Genomic DNA, 14437 nt, shown 5'->3' on the forward strand with positions numbered 1-14437 from the left:
CCGGCGGGTGAGCGCTTCGGCTGGGCCAACCGGGGGACGCGTGACCCAAGGATTGGCAACGGTTCGGGAGGTTGCAACCACTGCGTGGAGGAACGCCCGAAGACCCCTTGCACGTATGCCCGAACGGGAAACCGGGTGAGCCGCCTGCTGCCCCACGGCCACCGGGTGGAGGAGTGCGTGGCCCACATCGCGGTGCCGGGGATCGGGTGGGCTCCGGTGGCCCGCAACGGTGGTGGCGGCCACCGGCGAAGTCCCCGGCATCACGGTGGTGTGCGAGGCCCGGGGTCGCCGGCGGTCCGGGGTCGCTTGGCCCGCTGGAACGCCTCGATGTACTTGGGCAGCTCGTCCAGCGCGCGTCGCAGACGCCCTCCGGTGACCTGTTCGTGGAACACCGCGTCCACGACGACGCGCTCCACCCGCGGGTGGGCTCGGCGGAGGTCGCCCAGTGCCGTGCCGCGCAGCAGGTCGATCACCTCCAGGTGTTCGGTGATCGCGTCGAGCGTGCGTTCCAGGCCCTCGATCACCCGGTCTGCCTCCGCGGGCTCCAGCACCAGCCGGCCGTCGACGGCGAGTCGCAGGTAGAGGTCGCCGGCGAACACCGGGTCCTGGTGGTCCTCGAAGTCGTCCTGGTCCCGGTTCACCAGCCGGACACGGCTTCCCCGGGAGGCGCCGGCGGAGTGCGGGAACCGGTGAGGTGCGGGTGCGGGGCCATGGTCGGCCTCCTTCTCGAAGAGGTCTGCCGAGCCGATCACGTGCTCGACGTCCGAGGACCACCCCGGCACGCGCCTGTGCACGTCCGGACCGCGCACCTTGCCCGGACGTCCACCGACCGATCGGTCTGCCCGCGAGCGGTCACGGGTCCTCCTCAGCTCGTCGGTGGATCAGATGAGGCCCGAGCGGACCGCGTACGCCACCGCGTGCGGCCTGTTGCGCAGGTTGAAGCGCGCAGTCACCCCGTAGATGACGCTCTTCACGGTGCGCTCGGAGTAGGACAGCTTGACCGCGATCTCGGCCGTGTCGAAGCCGTCGGCCATCATCCGCAGCACTTCCACCTCCCGCGGCGTCAGCCGGTTGCACGGGGAGTCGCCGACGTGCCCCATCAGCTGGCGCTGCAACCGCTCCACGTCCTTGATCAGCGCCCCGATCAGGTTGGGGGGCATGAGCCCGTAGCCGGCCGCTGCCGTCATCACGCTCTGCCTGAGCCGTTCTGCGGTGGCCGCCACCTTCGGCAGCACGGCGACCACGCGGCACTCGACAGCCGTCGCCAGCTCCGACTCCTGCAGTTCCGTGACGACCAGCACCACCGGTGTCCCCACCTCGGCCGCCGCCCGGCGCATGCCCGCCAGGACGTCCCCGCTCAGCCGGTCCGCCGCCACGACCGCGACCTCGGCCAAGTGGCCCTCGCCCCTGGGCAGGAGCACCATGTCGGGGAAGGGTTCGAGGTGGCCGACCAGACCGGCCATGGTCAGCGGGTCCGCCGCTTGAAGTGCCACTTTCACCCTGCGCACTGCTGCCTCCGAGGATCCGGGTCTGCTCTGCGTCGAAGTGTGCGACGCGGTCACCACATGCCGTCTGAAGCCGATCTACAGACGCCCTTCACGGTTCTTCGGACCGCGAAGGGACGTCATCGCCCCAACGGGCAACCTCCTCTGCACGAGCCGCGCCGACGTGCCGCCGCGGGGCCTGCGCCGGACAGACCCCCGGTTACGGTTGGGCGGTGTGGGCGCGGGGTCGGGAGAGACGAGCCGTCAGGGCGCTGGTGGCGCACCTCGACCGCGTCGACCAGACCCCCTCCGCGCTGGTCCCGGTGATCGGCGCCGCTGTCGGCGCCGTCGGCTGCGCGCTGACCGTGGACGGTCGGCGGTCCGCGTGGGGTGTCGACGGCGGCGGTTGGTGGGTGGCGGCCGTCGAGCACGGCGGGGAGGTCCAGGGCGAGCTGGCGGTGAGCCCGGCGTCCACCGGGCCGCTGCCCGAGCTGGTCACGGCGCTCGGCCCGGTGCTGGCCGCCGCGAGACTGGGCGTCGAGGCCGACCGGCTGTCCCGCGAGGCGGACGCGGCGGCCCTGGAGCTGACCGATGGCCGGTGGCGGGCGGCAGCCGAGATGGACCTCCTGCGCCGCGGCCTGGAACGCGACCTGCACGACGGCGCGCAGCACCACCTGGTGGCCCTGCGGATGTCGGTGGCGCTGCTGGAGCACGCCATCTCCACGGGCGCGCACGACACGGCGCGGCGGCTGCTGGGGCCGCTGGCGGACAAGCTCGACGCCGCCGAGCAGCTGATGGTCGACACGGCGTCGGGCGTCTTGCCCGTCGCGCTGGTCGTGGACGGGTTGGCGGCGGCGCTGAGGGCCGCGCTGGCGCAGCACGATGATGTGGTGCTCGACCTGGACGGCGACCTGCCGCGCTACCCGGCTGCCGTGGAGTCGATGGTCTACTTCGTGTGCCTGGAGGCGGTGAACAACAGCCACAAGCACGCGCCGGGGGCGTCGGTCCGGGTGGCGTTGCGCGACACCGCCGAAGGGCTGTGGTTCGAGGCCCGCGACGACGGGCCGGGGTTCGACCGGGTGCCGGGGCACGGAGGACTGCACAACCTGGTGACGCGCGCGGCGGCGGTGGGCGGCGCGGTGCGGATCGACTCCGCGTCCGGAGTCGGCACCGCCATCACCGGTCTCGTGCCGCGCTGAGCAGGCCCTCGCACGTCCGCACCGCAACCTCGCACACCGAGCGGAACCGGCCCGGGACCTCGGCCAGCACGCGCCAGCGCCCGGCCGCCGCGACGGCGGCCGCCCGGACCTCGTCGTCCCCGGCGTCCGCGGGCAGTCCGAGCCGTGCCCTGGCGTCGGCGCCGTGCAGGCCGAAGATCCGCTCGCACTCCGCCCGGAGCCCGGCGGGTGCCGGCAGGCCGGACTCGACCGCGTCGAGCGTGTCCAGTTCGACGATCTCGTGCGCCTCGGCGCGGATCCGGTCGACCTCCCGCCGCAGCGGGCCCGACGCCAGGCCGGTGACCGACACGAGCGCACGGCGTGCCGCGAGCAGGTCGGCCCTGGCGGCCAGCCGCCGGGTCAGCACTTCGCGCAGGGCGGCCAGGCCGCTGGACCGCACCAGGGTCGCGGCCAGGTCGGCCGGTCCGCCGGCGGCGCGTGCGGCCGCGACCGCCACCCGCAGGTCGTCGCCGGCGAGTCCGCCCACCGCTCGTGGCTCGGCCGACCGCAGGGCGTGGTACCGCTCCTCCCCCGTGGTCACCGCGAGCAGCGCGAGCGCGGGGCGCACGTCCGCCTCGACCAGGTCCACCCGCTGGCCCGCGGTCCGCAGGCCCAACCGGAACTGCGCGTCCGGCGGTGTCAGGCACAGGACCGCGTCGGCCGACCAGCCCGTGGTGATCTCCACCGCCAGCGTCCGGTCCACGGGTCGGGGGTCGTGGACGATCGCCAGGCCGCGCAGCAGCGGGGCCCTGCACCAGGCGGACGGCCACCGGACGTCGTCACCGTCCAGGACGTCCCCGGACGGCGAGGCGCCGTCGAGCAGGGCGCGGACCACGTCCGCGCCACCCGGCCCGACCACGACCAGCCTCGGCGGCTGACCGAGCCGGTCGGCCACGGCTTCCCACGGCGCCCGCTCGTCCGCCGCCTGCCAGCCCTGCTCGACCAGGAGCCGCACCCGGTCCACCAGACCGGCCACCGGCACGGCGGGCGCTGCCGCCGGACCGATCCGCTGGGACAGCCGCACCGCGACGGCAGCGACACCGCTGTCGACCTCGCACTCCAGTTTCCCGCCCAGCGCCGCCAACCGGGCCGCGTCGTCGGCGAGGTCGGCGCGCAGCCGGTCCGCGGACCACGGCCACTCCGGCGCGGTCACCTCGGCCCGCAGCACATCGCCGTCCCGACCGAAGAGGACACCGACCGGGGTTGCCGGATCCAGGCCCGCGAGCAGGTTCAGCACCGCGGCGCAGGCGTGGTAGAAGCCCGACTCGACCTCCCAGCCCACCCGGCGGCCGAGGTCGCCGCCGAACCGGACCGGTCGGCGCAGGACAGCGGCCAACTCCTCCAGCGCCGCGCGCGGACCGTGTTCGGGCAGCATCGCCGGGTGCACGCCGCGCACGACGGTGCGGAAGGCGTCGATCAGGTCGTCGAGCGCGTCACGGAGGTCCGCCGCCTGCCCCGGCCCAGGACCAGCGGCTCCGGTGCCGAACTCGTCGTCAAGCCGTGCGACCCGGGCCCGCACGTCGGTGAACCCGCGCCCGGCCAGGGTGGTGATCGAGCCGACCAGCCGCCGCCGCTCCAGGTCGCGCACCTCGGCCAGCCGGGCCCGCGCCACGCGCAGGTCGGCGGACAGGTGGGCGGCCCGGCCCGCGGCGCGGTCGCGGTCGGCCCGGAGCCGGTCCAGCCGGGCCGCCACGCCCAGCCAGGTGGCGGTCTCCCGCCACACCGCCCGGTCGCGCTCGTCCAGTCCGGACGCGGCGATCAGCACACCGCCACCGCCGGACACCGGTTCGACGCCGGACACACCGGGCAGCGCGACCACGGCGGCGAGGTCCGCGCCGAGCACCCGGCCCGGCGGCAGCGGCGGCCAGGACGCGATCACCGCGCCGGTCTGCTCGCAGTACGCGACGTGCCCGCCGACCAGTTCGGCCAGGTTGCGGACCAGGGCGGGGACGACCAGCGCGTGGGGCGTGCGCGCCACCACCCGGTGCGGCGCGCGGTCGGCCCGGTGTCGGGGTGCCACGGCGGCTACCCGTCGATCCGGCGGGCCCGCAGGTACGCGAGCACGGCCAGCACCCGGCGGTGGTGGGCGGACGGGTCACCGGGCAGGTCGAGCTTGGTGAAGATCGCCGCGATGTGCTTCTCCACGGCCTTCGCCGACACGAACAGCTCCTTGGCGATGGCGTTGTTGGTCCGCCCCTCCGCCATGAGCCGCAGCACGTCCGACTCGCGCTCGGTCAGCGTGGCCAGCGCGCCGCCGTCCCGTCCGGCCGGTGCCTGCACGAGCCGCTTGGCGAGCACGGGCTCGATGACGATCTCGCCGCCGGCGATGCGCGCCAGCGTGTCGCCGAGCACCTGCACTCCCGCCACCCGCTCCTTGAGCCGGTAGCCGATGTTCTCGGTGCCGATCTCCAGCACCCGCATCAGGTAGTGCGTCTCGGCGTAGTGCGACAGCAGCAGCAGCCCGACCTCCGGTCGCAGGGCGCGGATGCGCTCGGCGGTCACCAGCCCGCCGTCCGGCTCGGGCGGCATCCGGATGTCCAGCACGGCCACGTCCACGGGTTGGGTGGCCACCAGCGCCAAGAGCTTGTCGCCGTCCGCCACGCACCCCACCACCTCGTGCCCCGCCGCCTCCAGCAGCAGCACGAGCCCTTCCCGGAACAGCGCCCCGTCCTCCGCGATCGCTACGCGCACCGGACCACCGCCCAGTGGCGCCGGGGAGAACCCCCGGTGCGCTGGTCGCTGACCACCTGGACGAGGACCAGGTGGCGTCCGCCGCGCACCCGCACGGTCACCGCGGACTCGGGTCGCAGCGTGCGCAGGTGATCGGTCAGCAGCAGGCACACGCGGGACGCGGTCGCGGCGTCGATGGGGTCGGGCGGGACCTCCAGCGCGAGCGCCAGGCCGCGCCGCTCGGCGACCGCGTGCAGGGCGGGTCCGAGGCCCGCGCTGGTCAGCACGGACGGGTAGAGCGCGTCGCCCACGTCCCGCAGCTCGTCGAGCACGAGCCGGACGGTGCCCTGGACCGCGTCCACCTTCCCGCGCGCCCGCGGGTCGGTGATCGCCACCGCGATCAGGCCCAGCTCCAGCGCGAGCGCCGAGACCCTCAGCGCCGGGCCGTCGTGCAGGGCGCGCTCGAACTCGCGCCGCAGGGCGGTGGCCTCGCAGGCCGGGGGTCGAAGCCAGCGGGTCCGCCCGAGCAGCCCGCGCACCAGTCCGATCACGCCACCAGCGTGGGTGCGCGCGCGAGAAGGGGCAAGGTGGCCGGCCCGAAGGGGCAGTAGGGATTTCCCTACCGCCTCACCGGCCTCCTCGTGCGTGAGGATCACCGTGGAACGCCACGCAGGGAGGTTCGACGTGCGGTACGGGCTGGGTGTTGATCTGGGTACGACGTTCACGGCGGCTGCCGTGTCCGGGGAATCCGGCACGAGGGTGCTGTCCCTGGGGCGGAACGTCGTCGCGCCCTCGACCGTGTTCGCCACCCCGGAAGGGCGGCTGCTGACCGGTGACGCGGCGGAGATCGCGGGGGCGTCGGACCCGACCCGGGTGTCCCGAGGGCACAAGCGCAGGCTCGGCGACCCGACGCCCATCGTCATCGGCGGCACGGCCTACTCGCCCCAGGTGCTGATGGCCGCGCAGCTCCGTGACGTCGTCGCCCTCGCCACCGCCCAGGAAGGCACGCCACCGGACACCATCGTCCTCACCTGCCCCGCGGTCTGGGGTCCCTACCGCCGCGAGCACTTCGACCAGGTGCCGCACCTGGCCGGTCTGCCCGGCGCGCACATCGTCACCGAACCCGAAGCCGCGGCCACCCACTACACCGTCGAACGACGACTCGGCACCGGCGAGACCATCGCCGTCTACGACCTCGGCGGCGGCACCTTCGACGCCACCATCCTCCGCGCCACCACCACCGGCATGGAAATCCTCGGCACACCCGAAGGAATCGAACGACTCGGCGGCATCGACTTCGACGAAGCCCTCCTCTCCCACGTCGACCAGCGGTCCGGTCAGGCGCTGTCCGCGCTCGACCCCACCCGGCCCGACACCGCCACCGTGCTCGCCGCGGCCCGCGCGCTCGTCACCGGCGCCAAGGAAACCCTCTCCACCGAGCCGGACGTGACCCTCACCGTGCCGCTGCCCGACGGCAAGCGCTCCGTGACCACCACCCGGGTCGAGTTCAACGAGATGATCCGGCCCTCGGTCGCGCTGACCACCGAGGCGTTGCAGCGCACCGTGCACTCCGCCGGACTGCGGCCGGACGACATCGCCGCGGTGCTGCTCGCGGGTGGGTCGTCGCGCATCCCCCTGGTGCCCCAGATGGTGTCCGAGGCCTTCGGCACCCCCATCCGGGTCAGCCTGCACCCCAAGTTCACCGTCGCCCTCGGCGCGGCGGCCATCGCGCGCTCCACGACCGCCGCCACACCCTCGCCCGCCGTCGCACCTGTTCCGCCGACCGCGGCGGCGACCGGTCGCCGCCGGTCGCGGTGGCTGGTGCCGGCGGTGGCCGCGGCCACCGCCGTCGTGGTGGGCACAGCGGCCACCGTCTGGTCGCTCTCCGGGGACGACGAGCCGACCGCCGCGCCCGCGCCGACCACGCAGCCTTCTGCGACCACGCACTCCGCGGCGACCTCGACCAGCCGCGACCCCGGCTCGCCGACGGACCTGCGACTGCTCGACGGCGAGGCCGTCGTCGCGCCGTACGTCGGCATGGTCGGCTCGCCGGAGAACTGGGCGGGCACGCGCGTCGAACCCGACCGCGCGGTCGCCCACACAGCCGTGTCGGCGACCGCGTCCCCGGCCGGCCTGCGCACGACGTGGAACGGCAGCGGCTCCGGACAGGTCTACCTCCAGAACACCGAGGGCGGCGCCGACCTGCGCCGCTTCCTCGACGGCGGTGGCGCGATCGTGCTCGACCTCGTCGTCCACAGCCGGCCGGCGGACGCCACCTCGCTCTCGGTGCACTGCACGTTCCCGTGCGCGTCGGAGGTGCCGACCACCTCGGCGTTCCGCGAGCTCCCGGTCGGCCGCGAGTCGACGGTGACGGTTCCGGTGTCCTGCTTCACCTCCACCGGGCTCGACATCGGCCGCGTCGACACCGCGTTCCTGCTCAGCACCGCCGGCGCGTTCGACGCCACGTTCACCCGAATCCGGTGGGTCGCCGGGGCCGTCGACGCGCCCGCGTGCGACGAGCTGGGCTGATCACCGACCGACTCCCGGAGCGCCGGCCGGCGCCGGAACGTCCTCCGGCACGAGCAGGCACAGGTCGTTGACGGTGGGCGACGGGATGTGCCGCATCCGGCGGGCGTGCCGGGTCACCGCCTCGTCCAGGACCTGCCGGGCGTAACGGCCGTTGCCGAACGACTCGCCGCGCGGGGCGGCGGCGAAGTGACCGCGCAACGCGGCGACGGTCGACCCCGAACACTCGTAGCCCGCTTCGTTGGCGTGCTGGTTGAGGATGGTCACCAGCTCGTCGGTGGTGTAGTCGGCGAACCTGACGCGGTGCGAGAACCGCGACGACAGACCGGGGTTCGCCGCCAGGAACCCCTCCATCTCGCGCTCGTAGCCCGCCGCGATCACCACCACCTCGTCCCGGTGGTCCTCCATCAGCTTCACCAGCGTGTCGATGGCCTCCCGGCCGAAGTCGTGGCCGCCGCCCGCCGAGCTGGACAGCGTGTAGGCCTCGTCGATGAACAGCACCCCGCCGCGGGCGCGGTCGAACGCCTCGGTGGTGCGGCGGGCCGTCTGGCCGACGTACTCGCCGACCAGGTCCGCCCGGCTCACCTCGGTGACCTGCCCCTGGGCGAGCACGCCCAACGCGGTCAGCAGCGAGCCGTAGAGGCGGGCCACCGTCGTCTTGCCGGTGCCGGGCGGCCCGGCGAAGATCAGGTGCCTGCTCAGCGACGGCACGGGCAGCCCGGCGGCCTGCCGCTGCCGGGCCGAGGCCAACAGGTCCACCATGCCCGCCACCTCGACCTTGACCTCGTCCAGGCCGACCAGCCCGCGCAGCCTGCCGAGCAGCTCCTCCACGCGCTCCTCGTCCACCCGTCCCGCGCCCGCGCCGACCGCGGCGCCGGGCAGCGGCCCCAGGTCCTCGGGCATCAGGCGGGTCAGCGCGACCGCCGTGGCCGTCTCGTCCTCCGCCAACCGGTACGCCTGCCGGCCGATCATCTCCTCGAACACCTTCCGCGCGGTGCGGCCGTTGCCGAAGGCGGCGTCGCGCGGCAGGTTCGTGAAGTAGGTGTGCAGCGCGGCGCGGGTCTCGAACTCCAGCCGGTACTGGTTGCCGGAGCAGAGCCCTTCGACGATCGTCACCAGCTCGGCCGAGGAGTAGTCGGTGAACTCGACGCTGCGGGAGAACCTGGACGACAGACCGGGGTTGGCGGCCAGGAACGTGCGCATGTCGTTGGTGTAGCCCGCCACGATGACCACGACGTCGTCGCGGTGGTCCTCCATCAGCTTCACCAGCGTGTCGATGGCCTCCCGGCCGAAGTCCGGGCCACTGCCGCCGCTCTGCGCCGCCAGCGTGTACGCCTCGTCCACGAAGAGCACACCGCCGAGCGCCGCCTCGAACCGCTCGGTGGTCTTCAGCGCCGTGCCGCCGATCACCGACGCGACCAGGTCTGCCCGGGCGACCTCCACGAGCCGGCCGGTGCGCAGCACGCCCAGGGCGGCCAGGATGCGGCCGTACAGGCGGGCCACCGTCGTCTTGCCGGTACCCGGAGAGCCCGCGAAGACCAGGTGCCGCCCCATCGGCGGTGACGGCAGGCCCGCGGCGGCCCGGCGTTCGGCCATCTGGTGCAGCCGCACCAGGGTCTCCACCTCGCGCTTCACGCCCGCCAGCCCGACCAGGGCGTCCAGTTCCGCCAGCAGCGCGTCCAGGTCCTCGTTCACGAGGGCGCCACCGCGTCGTCCGGCCTTCTCCACCACCGGGGTGTCCCCGACGGCCCTGTCCCGCGCCGGCTCGGCGTCCTCGACGGCTCCCCTCAGGTCTCGGCCGCGGTTGCGCTCGACCCGGCAGCCGCGCACGCGCACCGGGGCGGAGGTGAGCACCGAGACGCCGTCCCCGAGGTTGTCGACCACGTCGCAGTCGAGCAGTTCACCGGACGCGTCGGTCTCCCAGCGCGCGCCACCCGCGCAGCCGCGCACCGAACCGCCGTCCACCGCCAGCCGCGCGCCACCACGTGCCAGCAGGCCGGGGCCGTTGGTGGCCGAGATGTGCGTGGCGACCAGTGCGACGTCGGCCTGGTCCTCCGCGAGGATGCCCGCACCGTCGCCGCCGGTGACCGCGCAGCGGGTGATCTTCGCCTTGGCGCCACCGGCCACGAGCACGCTGTCGTGCCCGGCACCGCGGATCTCGCAGTCGGCCAGCTCGATCGAGGAGTTCTCCAGCACGTGCACGGCGTGGCCGCGCGGCGAGTCGACCACGACCCGTTCCAGGACGGCGGACGCGCCTTGCACCACCACGATCGCCTGCGCCGCCGTGCGCTCCACGCGGCAGTCCCGCAGCACCGGTTCGGAGCCCGCGCCGACCAGCAGCGCCACACCGTCCACATCGGACACTACGGTGCCGGTGAGGGTGAGCCTGCTGTCCGCTTCCAGGACGATCGCGGCACCGGTGATCCGGTGGACGCGGCAGTCCTCCAGGAACCCGTCGGCCCGGTCGGCCGCGAGCACCGCGCCCTGCGCGTCGGTGATGACGCAGTCGACCAGCCTCGGCGTGCCGCCGGCCCGCGCCACGACGGCGGTGGTGGCGATGGACGCCAGCGTGCAACCGCGCAGCTCCGCGCGGCCGCCGTCGAACACCAGCAAACCCGCGCCGGCGCCGTTGCCGATCCGGCAGTCCCTGGCGCGCAGGTCCGCGCCCCCGCGCACCGCCACGGCGACGGACGACTCCGCCGTCACCACGCACTCCTCGGCGTGCAGCGTGCCACCGGCCAGGTCCACGGCCGCCTCGCCGCCGCTGTGGGCGAGCACGATGCCGGAGATGGTGGCGCGCTCGGCGCTCAGCCGCAGCACCGGGTCACCCGCGGACTCGATCCGCACCTCACCCGCGGCGCCCGCGCCGGACAGGGTGATCTCGCGGTCCAGCACCACGGCCTCGGCGTAGACGCCGGGGCGCACGGACACCACGTCGCCGTCGCCGGCCGCGGCGATCGCGTCGCTGATGGTGCGGAAGCAGTCCGGTTCGGTCGGCGAGACACCGAGGACCGAGCGGACGGCGTTCACCCGGCCCGCCACAGCGGTCCCTCCTCGTGGACGGGGGTCAGCGCGGCCCGCACGCGGTGCCGTTCGAGGTGCGTCAGGGCGCGGCCGGGCCTGCTCGACGCGGCGTGCTCCACCAGTTCGGGGTCGGGTGACACGAGGTGGCGATCCAGGTAGTAGTGCGAGGCTGCGGACCACACCCAGTCGCCGTCCGAGCGCAGGTCCACCGGAACCGCCCCGGTGGCCCGGGACAGCACGTCGTCCAGCGGGTCGGCAACCGGCAGCACGACCTCGCCGCCCGCGAGGAAGTCGAGCAGCCGCTGCCGTTCGTCGGCCTCGACGAGCAGTTCGCGGGTATGGCCGAAGTAGGGGCCTCGGGCGGGCTCGGCCCCGTCGAAGGTGCGGGCGACCCGGACCGGGACGGCGGGTTCGGCGCTCCACAGCAGCGTGGCGGCGAGCAGGGCTGCCTGGTGGTAAGCGGGCAGCACGGCGTCCGGGGCGAACACCTCGACGCGGGGGGACTGCTCTCCGCGGGCGGCCAGGGCCCCTTGCAGCAGGGCGGCGAGAGCGGGCAGATCCGCTCCGGACCGCGCCTGCACGAGGTACACCGGGTCCGTGCCGGAGCGCATCGCGCGCCAGCACGCGGCGACGGGCTGCGGTGCGAGGACACCGACCACCGCGCGGTCGGTGTCGGAGCACGGGTCGTCGGGCGGCTGGAAGCTCCGGCCGGCCGGTTCCCCACCCGGGTCCGCCCGTTCGAGCGCGGTGATCAGGCCCTCCAGTCGGCCGTGGTCGCCGGCGGCCAGCGCTTCACGGGCGACCGCCAACCAGCCGTCGGGCACCTGGCCCGCCAAGTCCAGCAACCGGGTGTGCGGGTCGGCGGTGCGCGGTTCGGGCACGGTGGGACTCCTTCCGTTGTCGTGTCACGCGATCGGCAGGTCGCCGCGCCACCGCGCGACGTCCTCGGTCCGCTCGCTCTCCTCCACGGCCCGCAGCCGGGCGAGCGCCTGCTCGTCGGGCGTGCCGTCCTCGCCGAGCAGCACACGCCGCCCTTCCACGGCCAGCACCCGCAGGCGGGTGTGGGCCGGGAGCACCACGTCGTCGCGGCGGTCGTCGAGCAGTCCGTCGAGGCGGCGGGCGGTGGTCGTCCAGATGAGCAGTTCGGTGCCGGGCAGCCGGTGCGGGAGCGGTGCGGCCCCGGCGAGGACGGGTGCGCGCAGGCTCAACGCCGTGCCGACCCGGTAGCCGTGGTCGGCGGGCGCGGCTCGCACCACCACCCCGCGCCGGGTGGGCAGCCTGCGCAGGCCCGACGCCAGGCACGTGTGGAAGTCCGCGTCGTAGTCGTCGGCCGGGTCGAACGCGAAGACCCGCACCACGGCCAGTTCGGCGGCCGGCGCGGCGGAGTCGGCGGTGCGCAGACCGGGGCGTTCGGCGAGCAGCCGTGCGACGGCCCGGCCGGCCACGTCGTAGCGGGTGCCCAGCGCCGCCCGGACCTTGGCGCGCTGCTCGGCGGTGCTGCGGGCGTCGACGGGGATGGACACCGGCGCCGGTGCGGCTTCGGTGGTGGGTGCGGCTTCGGTGGTCGGTGCGGCTTCGGTGGTCGGTGCGGCTTCGGTGGTCGGCGGGGCTCCGGCGATCGGCGGGGCTCCGGCGATCGGTGCGGCTGTGGTGATCGGTACGGGGTCGACGGGGGCCTGTGGTGACGGCCTCGGGCTCGGGGGTGCGGTCACGGAGGCCCGCGCGGTCGGCAGGGGTGCGGGTAGTGGGGTTCGCGCGTCGGTTGTCGGACCCGCCTCCACCAGGCCGGGTTCTGCGGAGGTGGGAGCGGGTGGCGTCGGGTCGGGCGTCTGCACGACTACCGGCTGCGGTTCGGCGGGCGGCGGTGGGGTCGGAGCGGGCGAGATCGGAGCGGACGGCGTGGAGGGCTGCGAGATGATCGGTCCCGGCGTGGCCGATGCGACAGCCGTCGATGACACGGGTTTCGGCTCGATGACCGTCAGCTGAGCGACCGTCGGCTCGGTGACCGTCGGCTGGGCGGGCGTCGGCACGATCAGGGGCCGGCGGGGTGCGCCCGTCCTCCGGCGGAGAGGTGGGTGTTCGCGTTCGGCCTGCCCGGGTGCGCCGACGACGGGATCGGTGCCCACGACCTCCCTCGGCGCCGGCGAGCGGTCGGGGGCCCACCTGCGGCGGGCCAGTGGCGCCCGGCGCGGCGGGACCGCGACCTCCGGCGGCCCGGACGGCAGCTCGACCGCCGCGATCGGCGACCGCGCGGCGAGGATCGGGGCAGCGGGCAGGACCCGGCCGTCCGCCGTGATCACGACGGTGGCCCGCCGGGGGTGCGGCACGTCGGTCAACCGCGAGACGGCCGCCTCGGCGAACGCCGACACGGGCACCAGCCGCAGGTGTTCCCGGGCGTCCTCGGGCAGGTGACGGACCAGGTCGTCCAACGCCTCCACCACCGGACCGGGCACCTCGCGGTCCGCCGCCACCACCACGTCGGCGGTCGGGCCGGTCCGGCCCGACCACTCCGGGTCCGGCACGAGGTCGTCCGGACGCGCCAGCAGACCGCGCGGCAGCACGTCGAGCCGCCAGCCCTCCGCCAACCGGTAGGCGGCGGGCGCGACGAGGGTCATCGGCGGCACGGGAGCCACCCAGCGGTCGAGGACGGGCGCGACGCCCGGCAGGTGCACGCTCTCCACCGCGAACGGCCGCCACGTCGGCCTGCCCTCCTCGTCCGGGCACACCGGCCGGTCCGGGCCGGGTATGCCGTGGAGGGTCCGCACCGGGGCGTCCAACTCCTCGGCCAGCGCTTGCGCCAAGTCGCAGCCATAGGACACGAACACCGTCCGGTCCCGTGCTTCTCCCGGCAGGGAGCGGAGCAGCGCCGCCACGGCGGACACCTCGGGGGCGGGTTCGCCCGGCGCGCCCGCGACGACCACGAGCCGCTCGGGATCGGGGACTCGGAGCCGCAGCGGGTCGTCGGGGCGGTCGGGCACCCCTTCCGCCCGCACCCAGAGGCCGAGCGGGATCTGCGTGACGGACGGGTCCGGCTCCTCCGGCAAGTGCTCCTGCCACCAGGGCGCGGGGTGGCGCGGACCGCGACGGCGACCGCTCGACCCCGGCCGGTACGCCACCCAGCCCGCGTTCCTGCCGGACACGAACACGTTGCCGCCCGCCAGGGCCTCCAGGGCGTTGTCCGGCGCGACGACCTCGACGCCCAGCCGGTCGGCCAGCAGCCTGGCCGGTGGCACGGCTCCCGCTCCACCCGCCGCCAGGTGCGGTGCGAGCAGTCGCACGCTCCCGGACACGTGCTCGTCCAGGTCGGCGACCACCCACGGGTCGACCCTCGTCACGGCGGCCACGGCGGACCTGCCGACCACGACCGCCGTCCGGTTGCGCTCGGGCGGCAGTGCGGCGGCCAACTCGGCCGCTTCGCCGTCCTCGCCGGACGTGGCCACCAGCAGCGCGTGGCCCACCCGCGCCACGGTGATCGCGTCGTCCACGGCGTCCTCCTTCCCGGGCTCTCACCAGTGA

10 protein-coding genes are annotated in these 14437 nt (G+C 75.0%); 2 read left to right on the forward strand and 8 right to left on the reverse strand.

Annotation, left to right across the window (positions count from 1 at the left end; translation table 11 throughout):
• Positions 1–260: 260 nt before the first annotated feature.
• Both ACRAKI_RS19930 and ACRAKI_RS19935 read right to left on the reverse strand, forming a co-directional pair.
• Positions 261–794, reverse strand: a complete 534-nt coding sequence (locus tag ACRAKI_RS19930; RefSeq protein ID WP_447002012.1) for a hypothetical protein — start codon at positions 792–794, stop codon at positions 261–263.
• A gap of 87 nt (positions 795–881) precedes the next feature.
• On the reverse strand, positions 882–1493 hold the full coding sequence (locus ACRAKI_RS19935; RefSeq protein WP_447002013.1) for a helix-turn-helix transcriptional regulator: 612 nt from the start codon (positions 1491–1493) through the stop codon (positions 882–884).
• A gap of 224 nt (positions 1494–1717) precedes the next feature.
• On the opposite strand from ACRAKI_RS19935, the gene ACRAKI_RS19940 reads away from it, so the two are divergent.
• Positions 1718–2683 (forward strand): sensor histidine kinase, encoded by a 966-nt coding sequence (locus tag ACRAKI_RS19940; RefSeq protein ID WP_447002014.1) that lies wholly within the window; start codon positions 1718–1720, stop codon positions 2681–2683.
• Here ACRAKI_RS19940 and ACRAKI_RS19945 read toward each other — a convergent pair.
• Genes ACRAKI_RS19945 through ACRAKI_RS19955 form a run of 3 tightly spaced genes read right to left on the reverse strand, consistent with a single transcriptional unit; the run spans position 2661 to position 5922 of the window.
• Positions 2661–4721, reverse strand: a complete 2061-nt coding sequence (locus ACRAKI_RS19945; protein WP_447002015.1) for a hypothetical protein — start codon at positions 4719–4721, stop codon at positions 2661–2663. The genes ACRAKI_RS19940 and ACRAKI_RS19945 overlap by 23 nt on opposite strands.
• A gap of 5 nt (positions 4722–4726) precedes the next feature.
• Complete coding sequence (locus tag ACRAKI_RS19950; protein WP_447002016.1) at positions 4727–5392, reverse strand: response regulator transcription factor; 666 nt, start codon at positions 5390–5392, stop codon at positions 4727–4729.
• A complete protein-coding gene (locus ACRAKI_RS19955) occupies positions 5383–5922 on the reverse strand; it encodes a histidine kinase (RefSeq protein ID WP_447002017.1) in 540 nt (179 codons plus the stop codon). The genes ACRAKI_RS19950 and ACRAKI_RS19955 overlap by 10 nt, the downstream gene beginning before the upstream one ends.
• A 106-nt stretch (positions 5923–6028) precedes the next feature.
• Here ACRAKI_RS19955 and ACRAKI_RS19960 point away from each other — a divergent pair, with 106 nt between their 5' ends.
• Positions 6029–7900 (forward strand): Hsp70 family protein, encoded by a 1872-nt coding sequence (locus ACRAKI_RS19960; protein WP_447002018.1) that lies wholly within the window; start codon positions 6029–6031, stop codon positions 7898–7900.
• On the opposite strand, the gene ACRAKI_RS19965 is transcribed toward ACRAKI_RS19960, so the two are convergent.
• The 3 genes from ACRAKI_RS19965 to ACRAKI_RS19975 are packed head-to-tail and all read right to left on the reverse strand — an operon-like array spanning position 7901 to position 14406.
• Complete coding sequence (locus ACRAKI_RS19965; RefSeq protein WP_447002019.1) at positions 7901–10939, reverse strand: AAA family ATPase; 3039 nt, start codon at positions 10937–10939, stop codon at positions 7901–7903.
• Positions 10924–11802 (reverse strand): hypothetical protein, encoded by an 879-nt coding sequence (locus tag ACRAKI_RS19970; RefSeq protein WP_447002020.1) that lies wholly within the window; start codon positions 11800–11802, stop codon positions 10924–10926. Before ACRAKI_RS19970 ends, ACRAKI_RS19965 begins: the two co-directional genes overlap by 16 nt.
• Positions 11803–11826: 24 nt before the next feature.
• Positions 11827–14406 (reverse strand): hypothetical protein, encoded by a 2580-nt coding sequence (locus ACRAKI_RS19975; protein WP_447002021.1) that lies wholly within the window; start codon positions 14404–14406, stop codon positions 11827–11829.
• Positions 14407–14437: the final 31 nt, after the last annotated feature.

It is taken from the genome of Saccharothrix isguenensis (assembly GCF_052936305.1).